23 protein-coding genes are annotated in these 22,857 nt (G+C 67.9%); 9 read left to right on the forward strand and 14 right to left on the reverse strand.

The features are described 5' to 3' along the window. From ACHMXA_RS16710 to ACHMXA_RS16730, 5 genes are all read left to right on the forward strand, one after another. Nucleotides 1-1,917, forward strand: a complete 1,917-nt coding sequence (locus tag ACHMXA_RS16710; protein ID WP_395315858.1) for an iron-containing redox enzyme family protein — start codon at nucleotides 1-3, stop codon at nucleotides 1,915-1,917. Beyond that, nucleotides 1,901-2,815: a DUF6999 family protein gene (locus ACHMXA_RS16715; RefSeq protein WP_395315859.1), complete on the forward strand. Its 915-nt coding sequence runs from the start codon at nucleotides 1,901-1,903 to the stop codon at nucleotides 2,813-2,815. Before ACHMXA_RS16710 ends, ACHMXA_RS16715 begins: the two co-directional genes overlap by 17 nt. Before the next feature lie 17 nt (nucleotides 2,816-2,832). Further along, on the forward strand, nucleotides 2,833-3,204 hold the full coding sequence (locus ACHMXA_RS16720) for a hypothetical protein (protein ID WP_176663704.1): 372 nt from the start codon (nucleotides 2,833-2,835) through the stop codon (nucleotides 3,202-3,204). Beyond that, complete coding sequence (locus tag ACHMXA_RS16725; protein ID WP_019653008.1) at nucleotides 3,191-3,421, forward strand: hypothetical protein; 231 nt, start codon at nucleotides 3,191-3,193, stop codon at nucleotides 3,419-3,421. Before ACHMXA_RS16720 ends, ACHMXA_RS16725 begins: the two co-directional genes overlap by 14 nt. Before the next feature lie 249 nt (nucleotides 3,422-3,670). Continuing rightward, complete coding sequence (locus ACHMXA_RS16730; protein ID WP_176663705.1) at nucleotides 3,671-4,258, forward strand: hypothetical protein; 588 nt, start codon at nucleotides 3,671-3,673, stop codon at nucleotides 4,256-4,258. Nucleotides 4,259-4,282: 24 nt separating this feature from the next. Here ACHMXA_RS16730 and ACHMXA_RS16735 read toward each other — a convergent pair whose 3' ends face one another. Further along, the gene (locus tag ACHMXA_RS16735; RefSeq protein ID WP_395315860.1) at nucleotides 4,283-5,125 is read right to left on the reverse strand and encodes a metal-dependent hydrolase; all 843 of its coding nucleotides are present in this window, start codon (nucleotides 5,123-5,125) and stop codon (nucleotides 4,283-4,285) included. Between the two features lie 131 nt (nucleotides 5,126-5,256). Here ACHMXA_RS16735 and ACHMXA_RS16740 point away from each other — a divergent pair, with 131 nt between their 5' ends. Next, complete coding sequence (locus ACHMXA_RS16740) at nucleotides 5,257-5,892, forward strand: TetR/AcrR family transcriptional regulator (protein WP_395315861.1); 636 nt, start codon at nucleotides 5,257-5,259, stop codon at nucleotides 5,890-5,892. Here the strand turns inward: ACHMXA_RS16740 and ACHMXA_RS16745 are convergent. Genes ACHMXA_RS16745 through ACHMXA_RS16775 form a run of 7 tightly spaced genes read right to left on the reverse strand, consistent with a single transcriptional unit; the run spans nucleotide 5,889 to nucleotide 15,564 of the window. Beyond that, complete coding sequence (locus ACHMXA_RS16745; RefSeq protein ID WP_395315862.1) at nucleotides 5,889-7,025, reverse strand: ABC transporter permease; 1,137 nt, start codon at nucleotides 7,023-7,025, stop codon at nucleotides 5,889-5,891. The genes ACHMXA_RS16740 and ACHMXA_RS16745 overlap by 4 nt on opposite strands. Next, nucleotides 7,025-8,209 (reverse strand): ABC transporter permease, encoded by a 1,185-nt coding sequence (locus ACHMXA_RS16750; protein WP_395315863.1) that lies wholly within the window; start codon nucleotides 8,207-8,209, stop codon nucleotides 7,025-7,027. The genes ACHMXA_RS16745 and ACHMXA_RS16750 overlap by 1 nt, the downstream gene beginning before the upstream one ends. Nucleotides 8,210-8,232: 23 nt before the next feature. Continuing rightward, nucleotides 8,233-9,219: an HlyD family secretion protein gene (locus ACHMXA_RS16755; RefSeq protein ID WP_395315864.1), complete on the reverse strand. Its 987-nt coding sequence runs from the start codon at nucleotides 9,217-9,219 to the stop codon at nucleotides 8,233-8,235. After that, nucleotides 9,219-10,658, reverse strand: coding sequence for a TolC family protein (locus tag ACHMXA_RS16760; protein ID WP_395315865.1), 1,440 nt, complete (start codon nucleotides 10,656-10,658; stop codon nucleotides 9,219-9,221). The genes ACHMXA_RS16755 and ACHMXA_RS16760 overlap by 1 nt, the downstream gene beginning before the upstream one ends. A gap of 51 nt (nucleotides 10,659-10,709) precedes the next feature. Continuing rightward, the gene (locus ACHMXA_RS16765) at nucleotides 10,710-12,611 is read right to left on the reverse strand and encodes a YhgE/Pip domain-containing protein (protein WP_395315866.1); all 1,902 of its coding nucleotides are present in this window, start codon (nucleotides 12,609-12,611) and stop codon (nucleotides 10,710-10,712) included. 56 nt (nucleotides 12,612-12,667) lie between these two features. Next, nucleotides 12,668-13,036 carry a nuclear transport factor 2 family protein gene (locus ACHMXA_RS16770; RefSeq protein ID WP_395315867.1) on the reverse strand — a complete coding sequence of 123 codons (369 nt, stop codon included), beginning with the start codon at nucleotides 13,034-13,036 and terminating at the stop codon, nucleotides 12,668-12,670. A gap of 2 nt (nucleotides 13,037-13,038) precedes the next feature. Next, the gene (locus ACHMXA_RS16775) at nucleotides 13,039-15,564 is read right to left on the reverse strand and encodes a sodium-translocating pyrophosphatase (protein ID WP_395315868.1); all 2,526 of its coding nucleotides are present in this window, start codon (nucleotides 15,562-15,564) and stop codon (nucleotides 13,039-13,041) included. Nucleotides 15,565-15,819: 255 nt separating this feature from the next. On the opposite strand from ACHMXA_RS16775, the gene ppa reads away from it, so the two are divergent. Next, nucleotides 15,820-16,347, forward strand: a complete 528-nt coding sequence (gene ppa / locus ACHMXA_RS16780; protein ID WP_176663715.1) for an inorganic diphosphatase — start codon at nucleotides 15,820-15,822, stop codon at nucleotides 16,345-16,347. A gap of 23 nt (nucleotides 16,348-16,370) precedes the next feature. Here the strand turns inward: ppa and ACHMXA_RS16785 are convergent, their stop codons facing one another. From ACHMXA_RS16785 to ACHMXA_RS16795, 3 genes are all read right to left on the reverse strand, one after another. Beyond that, complete coding sequence (locus tag ACHMXA_RS16785) at nucleotides 16,371-17,012, reverse strand: lysozyme inhibitor LprI family protein (protein WP_395315869.1); 642 nt, start codon at nucleotides 17,010-17,012, stop codon at nucleotides 16,371-16,373. Nucleotides 17,013-17,107: 95 nt separating this feature from the next. After that, on the reverse strand, nucleotides 17,108-17,860 hold the full coding sequence (locus tag ACHMXA_RS16790) for a hypothetical protein (protein ID WP_395315870.1): 753 nt from the start codon (nucleotides 17,858-17,860) through the stop codon (nucleotides 17,108-17,110). A 59-nt stretch (nucleotides 17,861-17,919) separates the two neighbouring features. Then, nucleotides 17,920-19,074: a GNAT family N-acetyltransferase gene (locus tag ACHMXA_RS16795; protein ID WP_395315871.1), complete on the reverse strand. Its 1,155-nt coding sequence runs from the start codon at nucleotides 19,072-19,074 to the stop codon at nucleotides 17,920-17,922. A gap of 19 nt (nucleotides 19,075-19,093) precedes the next feature. Here ACHMXA_RS16795 and ACHMXA_RS16800 point away from each other — a divergent pair, with 19 nt between their 5' ends. Next, the gene (locus tag ACHMXA_RS16800; protein WP_395315872.1) at nucleotides 19,094-20,791 is read left to right on the forward strand and encodes an NAD+ synthase; all 1,698 of its coding nucleotides are present in this window, start codon (nucleotides 19,094-19,096) and stop codon (nucleotides 20,789-20,791) included. Next, nucleotides 20,788-21,126: a P-II family nitrogen regulator gene (locus ACHMXA_RS16805; protein ID WP_019652991.1), complete on the forward strand. Its 339-nt coding sequence runs from the start codon at nucleotides 20,788-20,790 to the stop codon at nucleotides 21,124-21,126. Before ACHMXA_RS16800 ends, ACHMXA_RS16805 begins: the two co-directional genes overlap by 4 nt. Before the next feature lie 126 nt (nucleotides 21,127-21,252). On the opposite strand, the gene ACHMXA_RS16810 is transcribed toward ACHMXA_RS16805, so the two are convergent. From ACHMXA_RS16810 to ACHMXA_RS16820, 3 genes are read right to left on the reverse strand one after another with little or no spacing between them, the layout of a single operon-like run. Continuing rightward, the gene (locus ACHMXA_RS16810) at nucleotides 21,253-21,843 is read right to left on the reverse strand and encodes a TIGR00730 family Rossman fold protein (protein ID WP_176663720.1); all 591 of its coding nucleotides are present in this window, start codon (nucleotides 21,841-21,843) and stop codon (nucleotides 21,253-21,255) included. Nucleotides 21,844-21,874: 31 nt separating this feature from the next. Beyond that, entirely contained in the window at nucleotides 21,875-22,282 is a 408-nt protein-coding gene (locus ACHMXA_RS16815) for a diacylglycerol kinase (protein ID WP_176663721.1), read from the reverse strand. After that, nucleotides 22,279-22,845 (reverse strand): RDD family protein, encoded by a 567-nt coding sequence (locus ACHMXA_RS16820; RefSeq protein WP_395315873.1) that lies wholly within the window; start codon nucleotides 22,843-22,845, stop codon nucleotides 22,279-22,281. Before ACHMXA_RS16820 ends, ACHMXA_RS16815 begins: the two co-directional genes overlap by 4 nt. Nucleotides 22,846-22,857: the final 12 nt, after the last annotated feature.

Consider the following 22,857-nt stretch of genomic DNA (forward strand, 5'->3'; position numbering starts at 1 on the left):
ATGCCTGTTTCATTCCAACGCGTGTACCTCGAAGGCGCCGGCTACTTCATGCCGGGCGAGCCCATCCCCAACGACCGCATGGACGCGTACATCGCGCCGCTCAACCGCATGTCGGAGCGCATCAAGCGGCGCATCCTGGCGGAGAACGGCATCCTCACGCGGCACTACGCGATCGATGCCGAAGGCGTGACGCGGCACACCAATGCGCAACTGGCGGCCGGCGCGATCCGCGACTGCCTGCAGCGCGGCGGGGCCGAGCTCTCGCGGGTGTCGCTGCTGGCGAGCGGCTCCTCGGGCGGCGACACGCTGATGCCGGGCTTTGCCAACATGATCCAGGGCGAGCTGGCGGCGCAGCCCATGGAGACGCACTCGGTGCACGGCATCTGCGCCGCGGGCGTGTCGGCGATCCAGACCGCCGCGCAGGGCATCGAGCTGGGCGCGCACCGCTCGGCGATGGCGGTGGCCAGCGAGATGCCGTCGCGCCTCTTCAAGCGTTCGCGCTTCGCGGCGCGCGGCTACGAGACCGACTTCGACTCGCACTTCCTGCGCTGGATGCTGTCCGATGGGGCAGGGGCCCTGCTGCTGTCCGATGGCGCCTCGGCCCTGGCCGGCTCGCCGGGCCTGCGGCTGAAGCTGAAATGGGTGCACCAGCGCGCCTTCTCGGGCGATTACCCGGTCTGCATGCAGCTGGGCCTGACGGAAGACCGCGCGCGCGGCCATCTCGACTTCGGCTCCTGGGCCGAGGCCGAGGCGGCGGGTGCGCTGTCGCTGCGCCAGGACATCCGGTTGCTGCCGCACCTGTTCGACATCGGCATCCACGAATACGCGGGGCTGGTGCGCGACGGCTGGGTCGACCCGAAGCGGGTCGACCACTTCCTGTGCCATTACTCTTCGGAAAAATTCATCCCGGTGGTCGAGGACCTGATGGCCAAGGCCGACCTGTCGATCCCGCGCGAGCGCTGGTGGAGCAACCTCGCTTGGCGCGGCAACACGGGCGCGGCGTCGATCCTCGTGATGCTGGCGGAGTTCCTGCACACCAAGGCGCTGAAGCCGGGCGAGCAGATCTTCTGCTACGTGCCGGAGTCGGGGCGCTTCATGGCGGCGTACATGCTGTGGGAGGTGGAGGCCGTCGATGCGGCGCCCGTCGCGGTGGTGCCACGCGCCGCGGCCGTGCCGGACGACGACCTCGTGATCGCGCCTCCGCACGACCCTGCCGCCGCGCCGGAGGGGCTGGGCGCGCTGCTGACCGAGTTGGCCGCCATCTGGCACGACTACCGCTCGCGTGTCTGGCGCACGCCGCTCGTCCGCCAGATCCGCGAGCGCCGCTTCGCCGTGCCCGACTACCTGAACTGGATGGAGCAATGGGTGCCCCAGGTGCGCGAGGGCAGCAAGTGGATGCGCGAGGGCGCAGCCTCGCTGAGCGAGCCCTACCAGATGCTGGCCTCGCTGATCGGCGTGCACGCCGGCGAGGAGCAGAACGACTTCAACATCCTCTTCAGCGACTACCGCAAGGCCGGCGGCACGGTGGAGAACATCGAGGAGCTGCGCCGCAACCCTGGCGGCGAGGCGCTCAACGCTTATCTGCACGGCCTGGCCGCCACGCGCGACCCGATCGGCCTGCTGGGCGCGATCTACATCATCGAGGGCACGGGCCAGCGCATCGTGCCGGCGCTGTTGCCGCTGCTCAAGGCCAGCCTGAAGCTGCCGCCGGATGCCTTCCGCTTCCTGGAATACCACGGCCACAACGACGAAAACCACCTCAGCCGCTGGCTCACGGCGGTGGAGATGGTGATGGCGGTGGAAGGGCAGTCGCGCGCCGCCAGCCAGATCGTCGAGACGGCGCGCCACACGGCCGCGCTGTACCTCATGCAGTTCCAACACATCACGCAACGCATGCCCCATGGATCGAACGCCTGAATTCCTGAAGCAAGCCCACGACGAGCGCGACCCCAGCCCCTGGCTGGCGCTGTACCTCGACCAGAGCACGCCGCTGCCCGACGACGTCAAGTCCGCCTGGCTGGCCGATTCGAGCTCGGGCTCGAGGCAGTACCTGCTGCCGTTCCTGAGGCCGATCGCGCGGCTGACGATCATCCTGATCCAGATCGCGAAGGTGTTCGTGCCGCGCAACTGGTCGCATTCGATCCTGCTGCACCGGCTGCTGGCCTGGGGGCTGAAGCGCTTCGTGTCGCCGGAGGCCAACTGGCTGATCCTGCGGCACTTCCACCTGGGCTCGCAGATCCTGGCCTTCATCGGGCGCAATTCGCCGGCGCCGGTGGCCACCAATCCGCTGGAGCCGGCCGACATCGACGCGCTGAAGGACGAGATGTTCCTGAAGCACGACCTGAACCTCTTCAACTTCGTGATCAGGCTGAACACCGCGCTGCGCGACAAGGGGCTGGCGCTGTGCAAGGCGGAAAAGGTCGATTTCTCGATGATCAAGGAGCCGGGGCTGCGCCTGGAGGACATGCCCCAGGGCAGGCTGAACTTCCTGGACCTGCAAAGCGCCATCGAGCTGTTCACGCCGCTCTACCAGCTGATGCTCACGGACAACGATTTCTGGCGGGCCGCCAACTCCCTGCAGCTGGACGAGACCATCGGCATCTACGCGGCGACGATCCTGAACGCCCCGGAGCACCTGATCCTGGTCAACAACAAGCACCCGCTGGTGCCGCTGTCGACCCTGCGGGCGGGGCACCGGCTGGTGATCCACGGGCTGTCGACCGAAATGCTCCACAGCCTGCTGCAGCGGATGCGCTCGGCGCAGCAAAAGACCGGCCAGCCGGAGACAACCCTGTACGACCAGCCACTTGCATAGGCGTATGCTGCCCCCAGATGGTGACCATGAACACGACCGATAATCCGTCTTCCAGGACCGATCTGGCAGTGACCCATGTGTTGGCGCAACTGCTGGAAAAGCTTGAGCACAGCGCCGTACCCGTTGGGGCGGAGCAGTACCGTTCCGTGGTCGAACACCTCGTGCATGAGTTCGAGGACATCGAGCAGGGCGCCGAACTAGGTCGCCTGCTCGATGCGTATCCGGCCGCGGCCGAGGTGTACGAAAACCTCAATTACAAGCACGCCGGGCTTTGCCGCTCGGCGTTGGACGCTTCCCTGGCGGCCGAAATCGGCGCCCGGGAAGCCATTGCACGCGCAATGCGCCGTGCCGAACCGAACAGCAAGGACAAGATGCATGGCGAAGGGTGAAGTGAAGACGGCAGTGGTGGCGGACGGCCTGCGCTACAAGTCGAAGGCGCCGGGTTCGCCGTTCCGCGCCTCGGCGTCGTTCAGCGGGGCGACCATGTCGTGCTTCATGTGCGGCAAGCACCGCGTGCGCTCCCAGCTGCGCACCCGCCAGGTGCTGGGCAAGTCGCAGACCGTCTGCGCGCCCTCGTGCAAGGCGCTGGACGAAGCCCTCGAATAAGGGCTGCTCGCCGCTCGATGGGGTGCTCAGATACCACATCGCGGAGGCATTTTGGCGACATTTCCTCGTGCATAAGTCACGGAATGGCCTTCCCCATTCCTGGGATTCGCTATACAGTTGGACACAAATGATGCATGTAATTGCATGTAATCAAGAATCCTTCTAGTAGCCGATTTCCAATGAATTGCTGCCACGTCGTCCATACCCCCTGCGGGCTACGGAATTCAACCTTTGCCAAGGGGTCTTGCCATGGGTAAGTCGCGCCATGTGGTCATGCAGGTGGTCAGGCGCTCCTCCGGCAGCGCGACGCACCACGTCGAATTCCTGATGGACGACAACTTCGCCGAGCGCCTGCGCCAGCTGCGTTCGCTAGTGCCGCCGCTGAGCAGCCTCAACAAGCAGCGCGACCTGGTCATCGACAAGGTGCGCGTGCGCCTGCCGAACGCGATCTGGCGCTCCGGCAACGAGATCGACATGGACGGTGGCGTGGATGGCTCCTGCATCGTCATCGCTGCCGAAGGCTCGTTCAACTGCGGCGGCAAGGACCGCAAGACGCGCGAAAAGCTCGTGACCTACAACTTCTCGATCGCGCGCCTGATCGAGCTGCATGCCGAGCGCCCCGAGGGCGAAACCCTCTACATCCGCGACGGCGTGTTCGCCAACGACGAGCCGGCCGAATCGCCGGCCGGCCGCTGGGTTGCGTCGATGCACGAGCTGGAAGTGGTGATGCGGGTGCCGGATGCTCCTTCGGACTTCGACACCCTGCACGACCTGCAAATGCGCCCCGAGCACCAGCAGGCGGGCGGCAACACGACGACCCGCGCCACCTTCTTCTGAGCGATCGAGTGCGCCCCGGCGCCGTCAGCGCGCGGCCGCCGCCTCGGGTGCTCCGCCCACCGGCGTGTATTGCGCCCGGTTGTCCTCAAGCCAACGTTCCGACAGGCTGCTGTCCTGCTGCATCGGATGGAAGTCCGCGCGCAGGTAGCTGCGCCAGCCAGCGAGGTTGCCGCGCAGCAGGCCGTTGCGGCTCAGCAGGATGCGCGCGGCGCTCTTCCAGGTCGACCACTTCCACAGCTGCTTTTCGTGGCGCAGGTTGTCGATGGTCTGGCGCATCAGGTCGCCCAGGAACATCATCGTGACGCGCCGGAACCAGCGTGTGCGCCATTCGTCGGAGCCACCCGCGGCCTTGTAGATGTCGAAGGCCACGCTCTTGTGTTCGAGCTCTTCGGCGCTGTGCCACAGCCACATGGTGCGCAGCCGGGGCTCGGCCCCGTCGAGGACCTCGGGGTGGGCCAGCAGCCATTCCGCGAACATGGCCGTGAAGTGCTCGGTGGCTGCCGTCACCGCCAGCGCATGGCGTGGATCGGCGCCTTCCATCAGTTCCATGCGCTTGCTGGCGCGGGCCGTCCAGCGGTCGATCAGGCCCTGGTTCTCGAGATGGTTGTTGAAGAGCGAATGAATGCGCCGGTGCGTGGCTTCCTGCCCGATGAAGCCGCGTACATCGGCCTTGTGCTGCTCCTGGACCTCAGGCGGCAGCGTAGCTACGGCGTCGCGCACCGCGTCGATGAAGAACTGCTCGCCGAAGGGGAAGCTCATCGACAGCGCGTTGAAGAAAGCGGTCGAGAATGCGTCGCCGCCGCACCAGTCGCGGGCGAAGGGCGGTTGCAGGTCGATCAACAGGCGGCGGACAACGAGATCGGTCATGAGAACAAGCCTCGGAAAAAGCACTGAATGCGTGGAGCGGGATTGCTGGTACAACTTCGTACCGCTTGCTGCCATGTTGCAATTGTGAATTGGTACTGTCAAGTACCCGTGCGTAGGAAAATGTGTCGTCCATGAGCGAAACCATCGAAAAAGCAGCTCCGCCCAGGCCCGCCGAGGGCGCCGGGAGCGAGCACTACGCACGCCTGCTGCAGGGCATGGCGCATGCCGTGGCGGCCAAGGGCTATGCCGAGACCACCATTGCGGACATCGTGCGCGAGGCCGCCGTGTCGCGCCGTACCTTCTACGAGCACTTCAGCACCAAGACCGAGTGCCTGATCGCGCTCTACGAAACCGCCAGCCGCCTCGCGCTGCAGACGGTGAGCGAGGCCTTCGACCCGGCGCAGCCGTGGCACGCGCAGGTCGAGCAGGCGATGACGGCCTATTTCGACTACCTCGCACAAGACCCGGTGCTGCTGCGCACGCTGTTCGTGGAGATCCTCGGCCTCGGAATGCCGGGGCTCGTGGTGCGGCGACGGGTGAACGACGAGATCGCCAATTTCATCCAGGTCGCCATCAACACCAGCAGCAACGGCAGCGCGGAAGAGCCCGCCGCGCATCTCACGAGCGAGATGGCGATGACGGTGGTGGGCGGCATCAACGAACTGGTGCTGCAGGCCATCGAGCAGAACCGCGCGGGCGATCTGCGCGAACTGGTGGCGCCCGCCACGCGGCTGGTGCGCGCCGTGGCCGCCGAGAGCCGGCGCTAAGACTGCTTCGGCGTTGTTGCGGCGAGCCGCAGCGTCAAAAGGCCCGCCAGGGTCAGCGACAGCAGCACGCCCAGATGGGGCAGCACGTCATGCAGCGGCGCGCCCATCTGGTTGAGCCGCAGCGAGGCCTGGATGCCTGCAGTGCTCGGAAAGAGCCAGCGCAGCGCCTGCAGCGGCTCCGGCAGGGCCTCCACGGGCCATGAGAAACCCGACAGAAAAGCCATTGGCAGCGCGGTGAACAGCAGCACCTGCAAGGCCCGTTCGCGGTCGCGGAACCAGCAGCCCAGCAGCAGGCCCAGCGTGCAGATCGCCGGCACATAGAACGCGAGCAGCACCAGCGCTCCCCACGGATTGCCTCCGCGAGGGTAGTCCTGCAGGAAGAACACCCAGCCGAAGTAGAAGATGCCGCTCAGGAAGCCGAAGCCCGAGAGCGCTCCCAGCCGCCCCAGCCAGGCGCCCATGGAGGCCCGCAGCCGCCTGGCCTCGGCCCAGGTGCCGGCGAGCATCGCCACGCCCATCAGCAGCGTCTGCTGCAGGATCAACAGGGCCACCGCCGGCACCACGTAGCTGCCGTAGCCCTCGGTCGGGTTGAACAGCGCGACGAGCTGCGTGTTGAGCGGACTGCGGCTGCGCGCCGCCTGGATCGCGCTCTGGCCGCCGGCCTGCAGCTTGCGGATCTCGACGCCCGCCGACACCGTGCCGACGGCCTCCGAGAAGCCGTACAGCACCGCCTTGTTGAGCAGCGCATAGGCGCCGTTGCCCTCGATGGTGACGACGGCAGAGGTGCCGCGCAGCACGCTGCGCTTCAGGTCGGCCGGCAGCAGCGCGTAGCCCTCGATCTCGCCGCGCCACAGCGCCTGCTGCGCCTCGCCCACGTCGCCGGTCACCATGCGCACGTCCAGCCGCGGGTTGGCCATCGCGAAGCGCGCGATCTGCCTCGACAGGCCGGTGTGGTCCTGGTCGACCACCGCCACCGGCACGCGCGTCACGGCCTGCGTGCCGTAGGGCCAGGGATAGAAGAAGCCGTAGATGATGGGCGCGAGCAGCATGATCAGCAGGACGCCCTTGTCGCGCAGCACCGCCAGCGCGGTTTCGCGCCATGCAGAGCTGAAGCGAAGCCGTTCTTCAGCCATCAGCGTCCACCCCAGCTCTCGGGCGCCTTGGCGGCCTTTACCAGCGCCGCAGCGCACGCGGCAAGCAGCGCGCCCGTGGCCAGCACCATCCACAGCGGCGTCGCCACCGAGTACGACACCGGCGCGCCCATCTGCAGCTGCTCCATCTGCACGCGGATGTAGTGCGTGTAGGGCAGCAGGTTGGCCCAGACCTGCGCCAGCACGGGCATCGCGACCAGCGGAAAGCCCACGCCGCCGAACGCGAAAGCCGGCGCCGTGATGAAGCCCGTGGCCGACAGGGCCGTGCGCAGCGAACGCGTGAGCGCCGCCACGAAGGCCCCCAGCGCGATCGACAGCGCCAGGAAAACGACCAACGCGAAGAGCGTCCATCCGAGCGAGCCGACCGGATGCCAGCCCCGTCCCGCGGTGATCCACAGCATCGCCGCCAGCGCCACCACCGAGAGGCTCGCGAACGGCAGCGCCAGCTTGCCCGCCAGCGCGGCCAGCACCTCGTGCCAGCGCGGCGCGGCGCCAAGCCATTCGCCGATGCTGCGGTCGCGCAGCTCGCGGCCCACGGCCCAGGCACCGGCGGTCATCGCCAGGATGTGCAGCAGCGCCGGAATGAGCGCGGCACCCAGGAACTGCTCGTAGTCGGTCGACGTGTTGAATAGCGCCACCATGCTCGCCTTGATCGGGTCCATGCTCACGCGCGCGGCCTTCATCGACTCGCCGCGCTTGTTGCGCACCGTGAGCTCGACCCCGCCCGAGACGGTGCCCACAGCGGTGCGCACGTCGCGCTGGATCAGGCTCGAATGCGTGCCGAGTTGCGCGTTGTGCAGCAGCACGATCTGGCCGACGCGGCCCTGCTTCACGTCGCGGCTCAGTTCACGCGGCAGCTGCACCGCCGCGTCGACCGCGCCGCTGGTCAGCGCGCGCGCCATCTCGCCTTCGTCGCTGTAGCGCTGTGTCACGCGCAGGCCGGGCGTGGCGTCGAGGAAGCGCACCACCTGCCGCGAGAGCGAGGAGTGGTCCTGGTCGAGCACGCCGATCGGCAGGCGCTCGGGCAGTCCGGCCGAGAAGATCCACCAGATCAGGAACACCGCGAGCAGCGGCACCCAGGAGATCATGGCCAGGTCCCACGGGCGCGTGCGCAGCAGCGCGAATTCGCGCCGTGCGCTGGCGGTGGAGAAGCCGCGGAGGCTCATCGAAGGAATCCGTGCCGCCGCGATCAGTCCACGAGCACGCTCATGCCCGGCCGCGCGCCTTCGATGGGCTTGAGCGGCCGCGCGCGGACCTCGAAGGTGCGCACGTCGAAGCCGGTGCCGCCGCGGGTGGCGCGCCATGTCGCGAAGTCGGGCAGCACGGCGCTGTAGTAGACCTTGAAGCGTGCGGTGCGCCTGCCTTCGGGCAGCGCGGGAAGGTGGGCGTCGAACTCGTTGCCCAGCGCGAAGCGGGAGAGCCGGTCTTCGCGCACGTTCAGCACCACCCACTGGTCGTTCAGGTCGACCACCGTGACCACCGCCACGCCCTGCGGCGACAGTTCGCCGACCTTGGCCAGCACCTTGGCCACTTCGCCGGCCACGGGGCTGCGCAGCTCTGTCTCGGCCTTGGCGGCTTCGGCTTCTGCCACCACACCGGCGACCTGGCGGGCCTGCGCGCTCGCTGCGGCCTTGTCCTCGGGCCGGGCACCGGTGCGCGCCATGTCGTACTGCGCCTTCGCCGCGATGGCGGCGTCGCGCGAAGCCTTCCAGTTGGCCTCGGCTTCGTCGCGCTTCTGGTCGGCCACCAGCCCCTCGCGCGCGAGGCCGTCGACGCGGCGGAAAGAGGTCTGCGCAAGCTGCGCCGCGGTCTCGGCGCGCTGCCACTGCATGCGCGCCATTTCCACTTCCTGCGGACGGGCGCCGTTCTGTGCCTTCTCGGCGACGGCCTGCGCGGCCTGCTCGGCGGCGGTGGCCTGCGCGAGCTTGGCGCGCACCTCGGGGCTGTCCATGCGCACCAGCACCGTGCCGGCCTGGATGCGGTCGCCTTCCTTCACCGGCACTTCGGCGACGCGCGCGGTCACCTTGCCCGCGACGTCGGTCTCGCGCGCTTCCATCTGGCCCTGGAACACCTCGGGCGCCGGGCGCGAGGCGCGCCAGAAACCCCAGACGAGCAGCGCCAGCACGAGCAGGGCGGCGAATATCGCGATCAGTTTTCGGGTCTTGGCACTCATCATCAATTCACCTTCACGTCGGCACGTGCGATGTAGTCGGAAAACTTCTCGGAAAGCCCCGCGCTCTCCAGCAGCTGCGCGAGCGCCTGCACGTAGTCGTTGGCGGCCTGCGCGCGTTCGGTCAGCACCTTGGCCTGGTTGGTCTCTGCGTCGATCAGGTCGAGCGTGGTGCTCGTGCCTTCGCGCAGGCCGGCGGTGCGCAGCTTCACGACCTCCTGCGCGAGCTCGACCGAGGCCTTCATCTCCAGGTACTGGCGCCGCGCGTTCTCTAGCGCGCGCCAGTTGCGCTCGACCAGCAGCGAAATGTCGCTGCGCGCCTGCGCATCGGTGCGTTCGGCCTGCTCGACCTGCTTGAGCGAGGCGGCCGACAGCGCGTCGCGGTCGACCGAGTCGTACAGCGTCCAGCGCACGCCGACGCCCGCCACCCAGTCGGCGTTGCCGCTCTTGAGCTCGCGCGTGCCGAAGGCGATCACCTGCGGGCGGCGCAGCGCCTCTTCGCCCTCATGCAGCTGCTCGGCCTGCGACTTCTTGGCCGCGACCTTGTCCAGGCCCGGGTGCCGCGTGAGCGCCGAATCGATGAAGTAGTTCAGCGGTTCGATCGGCGTGCTGATGAGAAAGAGCGGCGTCTGCGGCGCCACGCTGCCATCGGCGCGCACGGTGCGGGCCAGCGCGACGGAAGCCAGCGCCGCGTCGTTCTCGGCCTTGCGCGCGTTGCGGCGGGCTTCTTCGTACGCGGCACTGGCCTGCAGCCGCTCGACGCGCGAGATCACGCCGGCGGCAAGCATCTTCTGCGCTGCCGAGTCGTGCTGCGCGATGGTGCGCTCGGCCTGCAGGCGCAGGGCAGCAGCGCGGCGGGCGAGCTGCGCGCCGAAGTAGCGCTGCACGAGCAGGGTGTCGACCTCGTGGCCGGCCTGCTCGGCATCGGCCTGCGCCTCGCGCGTCTGGGCCGAGACGAAGCCGCGCACCGCGTCGGTCGCGCCGCCCACGTAGAGCGGCCACACGGCAGAGATCGACGCGTTGGTGCCGGTGTCGTGGCGGTTGAGCGTGTAGCTGTTGGGCAGCTGCGGGATCGGCACGCGCGCGATCACGCTCTGGATGGAAGACGGCAGCGCCGAGCCGAGCTGGCCGAACTTCTGGTTGAGCGGATCGAGGTCGAGGTTCAGGTTCGCGTTGTAGGCATAGGCCAGCGCGGAGACGCTGACCGAGGGGCCGCCCAGCCGCTTGAGGCCCTGGCTCTGCAGCTCCTTCGCGTCGACGGCGGCGCGCGCGGCGGCCAGCTTGTCCGAGCGGTCGATCATGCGGGCGCGCGCCGCATCGAAGCTCAGGGAGAGGGTGTCGTCGTTCGCAGCCTGGGCTTGCGCGGCGGCCGCGCCGCTCAGGACGAGCAAGGCCGGCAGCAGGCGCAGCGAACAGGTGCGCAAGACGTGGTGGAGTGGTGTCATCGTTTCGGGTGGCGTGCAGTGTTGCATTCGTCGAGGGCTGCTGGTCGGCAATCAGACCTGGATCGTCGGCTTGTAGTCCGCCGGCAGCACTTCGTTCCATTTGCCGAAGAGCGCCATCAGCCCCACCGCCACCGCGCCCGACAGCAGCACCGCCCCGCAGGCATGCGCCCAGCCATTGTCGAAGGCGCCGAACATCACGGCGCGGAAAGCCTGCACCACCCAGCTGAAGGGCAGCCAGCCGTGCACGTCGCGGAAGAAGCCCGCCGAAAGCTCCACCGGCAGCACGCCGCCGCCGGCCGACAGCTGCAGCGTCAGCAGCAGCACGGTGAGGATGCGGCCGAAGTCGCCGAACACGTGCAGGATCGCGAACAGCACCACCAGGAACACCAGCGAGGCCAGCGCCATCGTGAGCGCCAGGGCTGGCACGTCCGGGGCCTGCACCTGCAGCACGCCCACCAGCGTGGCCAGCACCAGCGCCACCTGAAGCAGCACGATCAGCGCCGGCATGGTGATCTTGCCCAGCGTCTTCGCGAGCTTCGGGTAGTGGCTGTGGTCCGACAGCACGATGCGGATGTTGAACAGGTAGCCGGCCATCACCGCGCCGATCCACAGCGCCACCGACACCATGTTGGGCACGAAGGCGCTGCCGTTGTTGGCGACCGGCGCCACCACCTCCACCTTGGGCTCGACCGAGTCGGCCAGCCCCGAGGCGCTGCCCTGGATGCGGGTGATGGAAGCGGGCAGGGCGGCCTCGATGGTGCGCACCCCGGTCGAAAGCCGCTCCGCGCCCTGGGCGAGCTGCGCGCCGCCCTGCACGAACTCGTCGAGCTTGCGGTCGGGCGGCAGCTTGCCGGACATGGCGTGGATGCCGGCGGCGAGCGCCGTCATGCCGTCGGTGAGCTTGCCCACGCCGCCGTCGAGGGCCGTCGCGCCGGTCGCGAGCTTGTGGTTGCCGTCCTGTGCCTTCGCCATGGCGGCCTGCGCCTGGTCGATGCCGCCGCGCAGCTTGTCCGCACCGGCGGCGAGCTCTCCCGCGCCCTTGGAGATGCGGTCGCCCACGAAGGGGATGTCGGCCGTGTCCTTCTGCATCCTGCGGGCGCCGTCGCCGAGCTGGGCAGCGCCGCCTTCGAGTTGAACGAGCCCGTCGCCGATCTGCGCAAGCCCGCTGCCGAGTTCGCGCTGGCCCGCCGCGAACTGCTGCGAGCCGGCCTTGAGCGCGCGAAGGTCCGCGTCGGCAGGCAGTTTCGATTCGATGGTGCGGATGCCGCCGTTGACCTGCTTGAATCCGCTGCCCACCTGCTGGGCAGCCGCACTGTACTGGGCGGCGCCTGTGGCCAGCGTCTGGCTGCCGTCGCGCAGTTCCAGCAGGGCCTGCTTGAGCTTGTCGAGCCGCGCCTGCGAGCCCGAGGCCGCGTTCAGCACCAGGCCCCAGCGCTGCTCGTTGAGCATCTCGTTGACCTGGTGGCCCAGTTCGCCCGCGAAGCGCCGCGCCAGGCCGGCCGAGCTGTAGTTGTTGCCTTCGGAGGTGTAGACCACGATCTGCCCCGCACCACGCTGCGTGCCGGGCACCGCGTTGGCGCTGAAGTCGGGCGGGATCAGCAGGGCGAAGGCCAGCGCGCCGCGCCGGACCTCGGCGCGCGCGGCTTCGGCGTCGTCCATCGCGCGGAAGCCGAAGGCGCGCTTGTCGAGCAGCGTGCGCGTGAGTTCGTCGCCCACGTTGACCGTGCGCGACATGTAGGTCACGCCCCGGTCCTGGTTGACGATGGCGGCGGGCAGGTCGGCCGTGTGGCCCGCCGGGTCCCACACGCTGGAGAGGTAGATCAGCGCATAGATCGCAGGCACCACGCCCACCGCCACCACGGCCAGCAGGATGCGAGGAAAGCGCCGGACGATCGCCAGCTCGGCCCGGGCGATGGCCCAGGTGCCGGCGAACAGTGCATGGAGGTATCGCATGGGGCCAGGGGTCTTCAGAAGCGCCATGACGGTGGAAGCGCGCGCAGAGCCGTCGATCAGCCCGGTTTTCGCTGCGCGGGGTCGTAGAAGAACTGTTCTTCCGCGATGCGGTCGCCCTCCCAGCGCTGCCAGGCGATCTCCTCCATGCGCATCCTGCTGCCGCCCTTGAACGTGAACTCGAAGATCCAGTGGATCGCCACGTGGTTGCCGTTCACAAGTACCGGCCGCACGCAGGTGGAAACCACCGACTCGGTGCGCTCCAGCACGGCGGTTTCCTGCGCCACCAGCGTGCCACGGCCGCGCCGCGGCTCGGCCTGGTTCTCGCGCATGGTGGCATCTTCGGTGTAGTAGTCCTCGATGGCCTTGGCATGCGCGCCGCCTTCGACGGCGGCGATGAATGATTCGAGTCGTTCGGGTGTGGGCATTCTCAGGACTTTACTTTGACTTCGACGCGGCGCGCTTCGGCGGGCGGTCCGTCGGCCTGCGACTGCTCGGGCTTGGCCAGCTCGATCTTCTCTGCGGGCGCCCCGGCTGCCTTGAGCGCATCGCTCACCGCCATCGCGCGCTGCTTGGCGAGCTCGGCGTTCTTCGCCGGGTCGCCGCTGGCGTCGTGGTAGCCGCTCACGAGCACGGTGCTGCCGCTCTGCACGGCCTTGATGACGTCGGCCAGCGCTTCCTTGGCGTTGGGCGCCACTTCGGAGCTTGCGCTGGCGAAGTAGAACTTCACGACGCCGTTCTCCACCTTCACGGCGGCGGCTTCGGCGGCAGATACGGCGCCCGATGCGACCACCGCCGCCGGCGACGACGGCGTTGACGGCGCCATGGCCGCCGGAGCCGTGACCGCAGGCGGCGCAGGCACCTTCACCGGTGCGGCGGCCCCCGCATCGCCCGCATGGAACTTCACCACCAGCGGCACGATGAGCAGAGCCACGATGTTGATGATCTTGATCAGCGGGTTCACCGCCGGGCCGGCGGTGTCCTTGTAGGGGTCGCCCACGGTGTCGCCGGTGACGGCGGCCTTGTGCGTCTCGCTGCCCTTGCCGCCGAAGTGGCCGTCCTCGATGTACTTCTTGGCGTTGTCCCAGGCGCCGCCGCCCGTGCACATGCTGATGGCGACGAACAGGCCCGTAACGATGGTGCCCATCAGCAGCCCGCCCAGCGCCTTCGGCCCGAGCACCAGTCCGACGATGATCGGCACCAGCACCGGCAGCAGCGACGGGATCATCATTTCCTTGATGGCCGCGCCGGTCAGCATGCCCACGGCCTTGCCGTACTCGGGCTTGCCGGTGCCCTCCATGATGCCGGGGATGTCGCGGAACTGGCGGCGCACTTCTTCCACCACCGCACCCGCCGCGCGGCCCACGGCCTCCATGGCCATCGCGCCGAAGAGGTAGGGGATCAGGCCGCCGATGAAGAGGCCGACGATCACCATCGGGTCGCTCAGGTTGAAGCTGATCGCCTGGCCGAAGCTCTCCAGCTTGTGCGTGTAGTCGGCGAAGAGCACCAGCGAGGCCAGGCCGGCCGAGCCGATGGCGTACCCCTTGGTCACGGCCTTGGTGGTGTTGCCGACCGCGTCCAGCGGGTCGGTCACGGCGCGCACGCTGTCGGGCAGCTCGCTCATTTCGGCGATGCCGCCGGCGTTGTCGGTGATGGGGCCGTAGGCGTCGAGCGCCACCACGATGCCGGCCATGCTCAGCATCGACGTGGCGGCCACCGCGATGCCGTAGAGGCCCGCCAGCGAATAGGAAGCCAGGATGGCGATGCACACGAAGATCACCGGCCAGGCCGTCGAGCGCATCGACACGCCCAGGCCCGCGATGATGTTGGTGCCATGGCCGGTGGTCGATGCTTGCGCGATGTGCTGCACGGGCTTGTATTGCGTGCCTGTGTAGAACTCGGTGATCCACACCAGCGCGGCCGTCAGCGCCAGGCCGACGAAGCATGCACCGAACAGCTTGAGCTGGCTGCCGCTCGCGGCAATGGCGTTGTCGGGGATCAGCCAGCTGGTGACGAACCAAAACGCGATCAGCGACAGGATGCCCGACACCGCCAGCCCCTTGTAGAGCGCCGGCATCACGTTGACCATGCCCGGCGAGGCCTTCACGAAGAAGCAGCCGATGATCGACGCGATGATCGACACGCCGCCCAGCGCCAGCGGGTAGAGCACCGCGTTGGTGGGCGCGGCCGCGACCATCAGTGCGCCCAGCACCATGGTGGCGATGAGCGTCACGGCGTAGGTCTCGAACAGGTCGGCTGCCATGCCGGCGCAGTCGCCGACGTTGTCGCCCACGTTGTCGGCGATCACGGCCGGGTTGCGCGGGTCGTCCTCGGGGATGCCGGCTTCCACCTTGCCCACCAGGTCGGCGCCGACGTCAGCGCCCTTGGTGAAGATGCCGCCGCCCAGCCGCGCGAAGATGGAAATCAGCGAGGAGCCGAAGGCGAAGCCGATCAGCGGATTGAGCACCGCCGACAGGCTGTGCCCCGCGGCCGGCGTGCCGCTGCCGATCAGCACCCAGTAGAAGGCCGATACGCCCAGCAGGCCCAGGCCCACCACCAGCATGCCGGTGATGGCGCCGCCGCGGAAGGCAACGTCGAGCGCCGGGCCGATGCCGTGCGTGGCCGCCTGCGCGGTGCGCACGTTGGCCCGCACCGAGACGTTCATGCCGATGAAGCCGCAGGCGCCGGAGAGCACCGCGCCCACGATGAAGCCGACGGCGGTGGTGAGGTCGAGGAACACGGCGATCAGGATCGCGAGCACCACGCCGACGACGGCGATGGTGCTGTACTGCTTGGCGAGGTAGGCGGAGGCACCGGCCTGGATGGCGGCCGCGATCTCCTGCATGCGGGCGTTGCCGGCGTCCTTCGCGAGAATCCAACTTCGGGCCCAGAAACCGTAGGCCACGGCCACGAGACCGCAGACGATGGCCAGTATCAGGGGGGTGTTGCCGATCATGCTTTGCTTCTCCATTCGTTCGTTGTGACTAGTGGAGACGGACAGCACGGGCCCTTGCGTGCAACGCGTACGGGACCGTGATTTCCGCCGCGTTGCTTCCTCGAAGCTCACTGCACCGGGGGTGCGGAGCCGATTGGCCAACGGTTGCAATTTACAGGCAAAAACAGATGCGCGTGCGACCGGCCGGTGACACGGAAAGTAAACTCAGGGTTTGTCCCCGTCCCTCTCATACTTTTCAACTACTCGAAAAACGTCATGTCCTTCGACAAAGTTTCCCCCGGCAAGAACCTGCCCGATGCCTTCAACGTCGTGATCGAAATCCCGATGAACGCCGACCCGATCAAGTACGAGGTGGACAAGGAATCGGGCGCCATCTTCGTCGACCGCTTCATGACGACGGCCATGTACTACCCCGCCAACTACGGCTACGTGCCGCAGACCCTCTCGGGCGACGGCGACCCGGTCGACGTGCTGGTGATCGCTCCATACCCGCTGCTGCCGGGCGTGGTGGTGCCGTGCCGCCCCTTGGGCATCCTGATGATGGAAGACGAAGCCGGCGTCGACGGCAAGGTGCTGGCCGTGCCCACCGACAAGGTGCTGCCCATCTACAGCCACTGGAAGTCGGTGGACGACGTGAACCCGATGCGCCTGAAGGCCATCAGCCACTTCTTCGAGCACTACAAGGACCTGGAAGCAGGCAAGTGGGTCAAGGTGCTGGGCTGGGAAGGCTTGGAGTCGGCCAAGAAGGAAATCCTGGACGGCGTCGCCAATTACAAGAAGTAAGAAGCTGAAAGTAAAAAGCTCGCCTATTCGTTCAGGAAGGGCGAGCGCCGCGGGTCGCGCATGAAGCTGCCGGCCAGCGAAGGTGCGCAGCCCGGCCCGTCCGAGACGGCGACGCGGTCGGTGTCGAACTGCAGCGTGCGGGCGCAGCCCCCGGCCTCGCGCACCACTAGGCGCCGCTGCCCGTCGAGCACGTTCTTGCCCTGCAGCAGCATGTTCCCGCGCGAATCGGGGCAGACGTAGAGATCGATGCTCAGCGTGCCGCCCACCTCGGGCGTCACGTCGAGGAAGCGGCCGTCCTTCGGGCAGCGGCCCTCCACGTAGCGCCCCATCCACTGCAGAAGAGGGTGGCCGAGGTAGCTGATGCGCCGCTCGTAGTCCTGCTTCAGGCACTCGGTATTGCCCTTGCATTCGCGGTTGCGCACCACGATCCAGTCGCGCTGGTCGCGCTTCAGGAGGGTCGGCCATTGGCCCGTGCCGGGCATCTCGGCCTGCCGCTTGTAGAGCGCGGCCATCGCTTCGTCCTGCCGGGAGAGGCCGGTGTCGGCGCAGATCGCCTTCTCGGTGGCGTTTCCGGCTTTGGCGCAGTCGAAGCTGGCGGCCATGGCCCATGGGCCGGCAGCGACGAAACAGAGTGCCGTAACGGCCCGGCGTATGAATGTCTGCATGCTGGTTCTCTCCTCGAGGCCGATGCTAGGAGAGGGCCGGCACGCCGTCGATGTGCCAAACGGACAAGGGCGCTATGCCCTTGGGCAGAGGCGACTCAGCCGCGGACGGCGTCGCCGGCCAGCCGCATCCATTCGCGATTGACCGAGCGGGCGTGCGAGTTCCAGTGGCGAGCGGCCTGCTGGAGCTCGTCCCACTGGCGCTGCGCGCCGGCGGTGTCGCCTTGCTGGGCGAGCCACGCGACGTAGCGGGCGCGGGCCTCGACGGTGTTGTAGCGGCCCAGCGCGTCCTCGAAGGCCTGGCGCGCTTGCGCCTGCTGGCCGTCGGCGGCGAGGGCGCGCGCGGTGAGCACTGCCACTTCGTCCTTGCGGTAGTCGTCGCGGGTGGAACGCAGCGTCTGCAGGGCCTGCAGGGCGTCGCGCCCGGCCGTGGCGCCGCCTGCGGCGAGCAGGGCGCTGGCCAGGCCGAACTGCAGTTCGGGGTCGGATGCCAGCGGGCCCTTGAGTGCATCGCGGTAGTGGCCGACGGCGTCGGCGGCCTGGCCCCTGTCGAGCGCGGCCTTGGCGAGGCGCAGCTTGTTCTGCGCAGTGGGCGCAAGGTCGTAGGCCTCGGCGGCGGCGCGGTATTCGCGCTCGGGGTCGATGAAGTCGATGGCCGCGTTCGCCACCTTGCCGGCGGTGCGCTGCATGCGCGAGGCGGGCAGGTACTCGACCACGAAGTACACGATGCTGCCCAGCAGCGGAAAGCTGAAGAGGATCAGCAGCCAGTACATCTGCTTGCCGTGGCGCATGGCATGCACGGCAAAGAACAGCGCGATGAGGACGTGCAGGCCCAGTCCCAGGAATGGCATCGATTTCTCTCTGAGTTGTTGTGGATGGCGGGCGCTTTTATAGCAGCGCGCCATGGCACTCAGGCTGACTTGAAGGGACTGCGCTCGCCCAGGTGATCCAGGTAGTTCTCGATGCCCGCACCCTCGCGTTCGAGAAAGCGCTCGACCGCATCGGCGAACGACGGATGCGCCAGCCAGTGGGCGCTGGTGGTCTTCACCGGCATCAGCGCGCGCGCCATCTTGTGCTCGCCCTGCGCGCCGCCCTCGAAGCGCTGCGCGCCGTGCTCGATGCACCAGGCCAGCGGCTGGTAGTAGCAGGCCTCGAAGTGCAGGCAGTCGACGCGTTCCAGCGCGCCCCAGTAGCGGCCGTAGGCGACCAGAGGTCCCTCGGGCTCCGTGGAAAGCGCGATCAGGCTGCTCGCCATCGGCTTGCCGTCGCGCTCGGCGATGAAGAGCAGCCAGGCCTCGGGCATCGTGTCGGCCATGCGCCGGAAGAAATCGCGCGTGAGGTAGGGCGGGTTGCCGTGCTCGCGGTAGGTGCGTTCGTAGCAGCGGTAGAAGAAGTCCCAGTCGGCCTTGCCGATGTCCGCGCCGCGCGACCAGCGGAAGCTCACGCCGGCCTCGGCCACCTTGCGGCGCTCCTGGCGGATCTTCTTTCGCTTGTCGTGGGAGAGGCTGGCGAGGAAGGCGTCGAAGTCGGCGTATTGCGCGTTCGTCCAGTGGAACTGCACCGTGTTGCGCAGCATGAGGCCCGCTTCGGTGCAGGCGGCGACGTCCGCCTCAGCGCCGAACAGCAGGTGCAGCGACGACAGTTCGAGCTGCTTGCACAGCGCGATCAGCCCCTGCACCAGCAAAGTGCGGCTCTCGGCATCGCGCGCCAGCAGCCTTGCGCCCGGTACCGGCGTGAAAGGCACTGCCACCACCGCTTTCGGGTAGTAGGCCAGCCCGTGCTGCTCGTAAGCGTTGGCCCAGGCCCAGTCGAAGACGTATTCGCCGTAGGAATGGTCCTTGACGTAGAGCGGGCACGCGGCCTGCAACTGCTCGCCCTGCCAGAGCGTGACGAACTGCGGCAGCCAGCCGCTGTCCGGCGTCGCGCTTCGGCTGTCGTTCAAGGCCGTGAGGTATTCGTGGCGCATGAAAGGCGAAGGCTCGGCCTCGGCGGCCAGCAGCGCGTTCCATGCTTCCGGGCTCACGTCCGACGGAGACGGCAGAACCCGAATGACATAATCGTTCAAGCCTTTTTCTTCCTTCTGTATGACGCTCAAGCTCGCCATCGCGCAACTCAATTTTGTGGTGGGCGATCTCGCCGGCAACGCAAAGAAGATCGTCGATGCCGCGCGCGAAGCCCACGCCCAGGGTGCGCGCCTCCTGCTGACGCCCGAACTCTCGATTGCCGGCTATGCGGCGGAAGACCTGTTCCTCCGTCCCGCGTTCACCGAAGCCTGTGATGATGCCGTGAAAGGCATCGCCGCCGCTCTGGCCGACCTCAAAGACATGGTTGTGGTGGTGGGGCATCCGACTGGCGGCAGCCTGCGCAGCCGCTCGGTGGCCGTGCAGATGCGCCACAACGCGGCCAGCGTCATCAAGGAAGGCCGCATCCTCGAAACCTACGCCAAGCGCGAGCTCCCCAACTACCAGGTGTTCGACGAGCGCCGCTACTTCACGCCGGGGCAGGGCACCTGCGTGTTCGAAGTGGAGGGCGTCTCGGTCGGCCTGCTGATCTGCGAGGACGCCTGGTTCGACCAGCCGGCCGAACTGGCGCGCGATGGCGGCGCCGAGGTGCTGGCGGTGATCAACGCCTCGCCCTATCACGTCGGCAAGGAGGGCGAGCGCGTCGCGCGCATGGCCGACCGGGCCCGCGCGGTGGGGCTGCCGCTGGTCTACGCGCACTTGGTCGGTGGGCAGGACGAGGTGGTTTTCGATGGCGCCTCGTTCGCGCTGCAGGCAGATGGCACCACGGCCGTGCAGGCCGAGAGCTTCCGGGAGAAGCTGGTTTTCGCCGAACTGGAGCGCAAGCCGCAGGGCGGCGTGGGCTTCGTGGCGAAGCCGGGCGCCATCGCTCCCCCGCGCGATGCCGAGGCCCAGCTCTGGGACGCCCTGGTGCTCGGCGTGCGCGACTACATCGGCAAGAACGGTTTTCCGGGCGCCATCCTGGGGCTTTCGGGCGGCATCGACTCCGCCCTGGTGCTCGCGATCGCGGTCGATGCACTGGGCAAGGACAAGGTTCGCGCGGTGATGATGCCTTCGCCTTACACCGCCGACATCAGCTGGATCGACGCACGCGACATGGCGGCCCGCCTGGGCGTGCGCTACGACGAGATTTCCATCAAGCACACCTTCGAGTCCTTCAAGGGCGCGCTGGCGGAGGAATTCAAGGGCCGGCCCGAGGACACGGCCGAGGAGAACATCCAGGCCCGCATCCGCGGCACGCTGTTGATGGGTCTGTCGAACAAGTTCGGCTCCATCGTGCTGACCACCGGCAACAAGAGCGAGATGGCCACCGGCTACTGCACGCTGTACGGCGACATGGCAGGGGGCTTCGCGGTCATCAAGGACCTGCTCAAGACCACGGTTTTCGCCCTGGCGCGCTGGCGCAATGCCCACGACCCGTACGGCACCGGCGCCGAGCCAATCCCCGAGCGGATCATCACGCGCCCACCCAGCGCCGAGCTGCGGCCCGACCAGACCGACCAGGACAGCCTCCCGCCCTACGACATCCTCGACGGAATCCTGGCACGCTACATGCAGGACGACGAGGGCATCGACGAGATCATTTCGGCCGGCTACGAGCGCGCGGTGGTCGAGCGGGTCGCGCGGCTGATCAAGATCAACGAGTACAAGCGGCGCCAGGCGCCGGTAGGAATCCGGGTCACCCACCGAAGCTTCGGCAAGGATTGGCGTTACCCTATCACCAGCAAATTCAACGAAACCGCCGGAGCGCAAAAACCATGAAGCAGATCACCGCCATCGTCAAACCCTTCAAGCTCGAGGACGTGCGCGAGGCCTTGGCCGAAGTGGGCGTCACCGGCCTGACAGTGACCGAAGTCAAGGGCTTCGGCCGCCAGAAGGGGCACACCGAGCTGTACCGAGGCGCCGAGTACGTGGTCGACTTCCTGCCGAAGATGAAGGTCGAAGTGGTCGTGAACGAAGCCGACGTGGAGCGCTGCATCGAGGCCATCGTCAATTCGGCGCGCACCGGCAAGATCGGCGACGGGAAGATCTTCGTGACAGCCGTGGAGCGCATCGTGCGCATCCGGACGGGCGAAGAGAACGAGAACGCCGTGTGATTGGTTCACCCCCAGGCTGCGCGCACTTCGTGTCGCTGCGCCAACCCCCTTCCGGGGGCAACACCTGAGGACCGGCGGAGCCGGTTCCTCGGTGTTCTTGGAATGGCTTTCGGGGCTACCCGAAGGTCAGAGGTTTTCCGAAAGGCGGTCTTCCCGCGGATGTAGTGGCACCTCGGCGCGCAGCGCCGTGAGCAGTTCGGTCACGTCGGTGCCGGTGCGGATCAGCTCCATCTGCCAGTCGCCCATGAAGCCCTCGCGCACGCTGTGCGCCAGGAAGGCGAGCAGGCCGTCGTAGTAGCCGGCGGTGTTGAGGATGCCGGTGGGCTTGTCGTGATAGCCGAGCTGGCGCCAGGTCCAGATCTCGAACAGTTCCTCGAAGGTGCCGATGCCGCCCGGAAGGGCGACGAAGGCGTCGGCGCGCTCGCCCATCATGGCCTTGCGCTCGTGCATGGTGTCGACCACGTGCAGCTCGTCGCACAGGGGGTTGGCCAGTTCCTTGTCGACCAGCGCCTTGGGGATGATGCCGACGACGCGGCCGCCGGCTTCTCGGGTGGCCTCGGCCACGGTGCCCATCAGGCCGGTGCGGCCGCCGCCGTAGACCAGCTGGCCGCGATGCTGGCCGATCCATCGGCCGACCGCCTGCGCGGCTTGGGTGAATTCAGGGCGCTCGCCAGGGCGCGAGCCGCAGTACACACAGATCGAAAATTCAGGAGTCATCCCGCCATCATGCCGCAGCCGATGGGCGCGCTCATGACATGAAGCGCTGCCACAGCGCCGCCGCCCAGATGCCTGTGCACAGCGTGAGCGACAGCAGCACTGCGGCGCTGCCCATGTCCTTGGCGCGCTTGGAGAGGTCGTGCCACTCGGGCCCGATGCGGTCGATGGCGGCTTCCACCGCGGTGTTGAGCAGCTCGACGATCATCACGAGGACGGCGCTGCCCGCGAGAAGCGCCACCTCGACCCAGCTGCGACCGAGCCAGAAGGAGGCCGGGATCATCACGATCGACAGGATGGCCTCCTGCCGGAACGCGGGTTCGCTCCAGCCGGCGCGCAGGCCGTGCAGCGAGATCAGCGTGGCATGCCAGACGCGATCGAGCCCCTTGCGGGCCTTCTGCGGGTTGACGGCGGGATCAGGAAGCTTCGGCACGGCACTCATCGGCGGCTCATCGGTTTGGAGGTGATGAGCCGTGTACCGGCCCAGGCGTCGTGCCAGAACTGGCGGTCGGGGTGAAAGCGTGCCAGCAGGGCCCAGATGGCGACCCAGCCGAAGATCAGCACGGTCGATTCGCCACCTGAAAGCTTGAACGGCGCAATGGCGGCCAGCGGCGGCAGGAACCAGACCCAGCTCAGCAGGTAGCGCGCGAGCGCACGGCGCTGGCTCACGGGCTGGCCGTGCGCGTCGACGATGCGGATGTTCCAGGTTTTCATGGCGAGGGTCTGGCCCTTGGTCCAGAACCAGACGAAGTACACGCCGAAAACCACGAAAAGAAAAGCCTGCAGCAGATGGCGCCGCGAATCCATGGCATCGCGCATCTGGCCCAGCGTGCTGAAGAGCCAGCCCGAGACGAACACCACTGCGAACAGCAGCATGCCCTCGTACAGCCAGCAGGCCATGCGGCGCCAGAGGCCAGGCACTATCGAAACGGGAGCGCTGGTGACCGGATTGGCCGGCGAGCCAAGCTGATCGGGGCCCGAAGCCTCGGGTGAACTGGAAGCCATCGAAGCCCGGCG

The sequence above is a fragment of the Variovorax sp. UC74_104 genome, from assembly GCF_044055375.1.
Taxonomy (GTDB): Bacteria; Pseudomonadota; Gammaproteobacteria; order Burkholderiales; family Burkholderiaceae_C; genus Variovorax.

Bases quoted from the DNA above. Each gene is read 5' to 3' on its own strand.
- ACHMXA_RS16715 (WP_395315859.1), top strand. From the start codon at position 1,901: ATGGATCGAACGCCTGAATTCCTGAAGCAAGCCCACGACGAGCGCGAC.
- ACHMXA_RS16755 (WP_395315864.1), bottom strand. From the start codon at position 9,219: ATGATGAGTGCCAAGACCCGAAAACTGATCGCGATATTCGCCGCCCTG.
- ACHMXA_RS16720 (WP_176663704.1), top strand. From the start codon at position 2,833: ATGGTGACCATGAACACGACCGATAATCCGTCTTCCAGGACCGATCTG.
- ACHMXA_RS16730 (WP_176663705.1), top strand. From the start codon at position 3,671: ATGGGTAAGTCGCGCCATGTGGTCATGCAGGTGGTCAGGCGCTCCTCC.
- ACHMXA_RS16820 (WP_395315873.1), bottom strand. From the start codon at position 22,845: ATGGCTTCCAGTTCACCCGAGGCTTCGGGCCCCGATCAGCTTGGCTCG.
- ACHMXA_RS16745 (WP_395315862.1), bottom strand. From the start codon at position 7,025: ATGGCTGAAGAACGGCTTCGCTTCAGCTCTGCATGGCGCGAAACCGCG.
- ACHMXA_RS16800 (WP_395315872.1), top strand. From the start codon at position 19,094: ATGACGCTCAAGCTCGCCATCGCGCAACTCAATTTTGTGGTGGGCGAT.
- ACHMXA_RS16805 (WP_019652991.1), top strand. From the start codon at position 20,788: ATGAAGCAGATCACCGCCATCGTCAAACCCTTCAAGCTCGAGGACGTG.
- ACHMXA_RS16750 (WP_395315863.1), bottom strand. From the start codon at position 8,209: ATGAGCCTCCGCGGCTTCTCCACCGCCAGCGCACGGCGCGAATTCGCG.
- ACHMXA_RS16785 (WP_395315869.1), bottom strand. From the start codon at position 17,012: ATGCAGACATTCATACGCCGGGCCGTTACGGCACTCTGTTTCGTCGCT.
- ACHMXA_RS16815 (WP_176663721.1), bottom strand. From the start codon at position 22,282: ATGAGTGCCGTGCCGAAGCTTCCTGATCCCGCCGTCAACCCGCAGAAG.
- ppa (WP_176663715.1), top strand. From the start codon at position 15,820: ATGTCCTTCGACAAAGTTTCCCCCGGCAAGAACCTGCCCGATGCCTTC.
- ACHMXA_RS16790 (WP_395315870.1), bottom strand. From the start codon at position 17,860: ATGCCATTCCTGGGACTGGGCCTGCACGTCCTCATCGCGCTGTTCTTT.
- ACHMXA_RS16735 (WP_395315860.1), bottom strand. From the start codon at position 5,125: ATGACCGATCTCGTTGTCCGCCGCCTGTTGATCGACCTGCAACCGCCC.
- ACHMXA_RS16740 (WP_395315861.1), top strand. From the start codon at position 5,257: ATGAGCGAAACCATCGAAAAAGCAGCTCCGCCCAGGCCCGCCGAGGGC.
- ACHMXA_RS16725 (WP_019653008.1), top strand. From the start codon at position 3,191: ATGGCGAAGGGTGAAGTGAAGACGGCAGTGGTGGCGGACGGCCTGCGC.
- ACHMXA_RS16810 (WP_176663720.1), bottom strand. From the start codon at position 21,843: ATGACTCCTGAATTTTCGATCTGTGTGTACTGCGGCTCGCGCCCTGGC.
- ACHMXA_RS16760 (WP_395315865.1), bottom strand. From the start codon at position 10,658: ATGACACCACTCCACCACGTCTTGCGCACCTGTTCGCTGCGCCTGCTG.
- ACHMXA_RS16770 (WP_395315867.1), bottom strand. From the start codon at position 13,036: ATGCCCACACCCGAACGACTCGAATCATTCATCGCCGCCGTCGAAGGC.
- ACHMXA_RS16765 (WP_395315866.1), bottom strand. From the start codon at position 12,611: ATGCGATACCTCCATGCACTGTTCGCCGGCACCTGGGCCATCGCCCGG.
- ACHMXA_RS16775 (WP_395315868.1), bottom strand. From the start codon at position 15,564: ATGATCGGCAACACCCCCCTGATACTGGCCATCGTCTGCGGTCTCGTG.
- ACHMXA_RS16710 (WP_395315858.1), top strand. From the start codon at position 1: ATGCCTGTTTCATTCCAACGCGTGTACCTCGAAGGCGCCGGCTACTTC.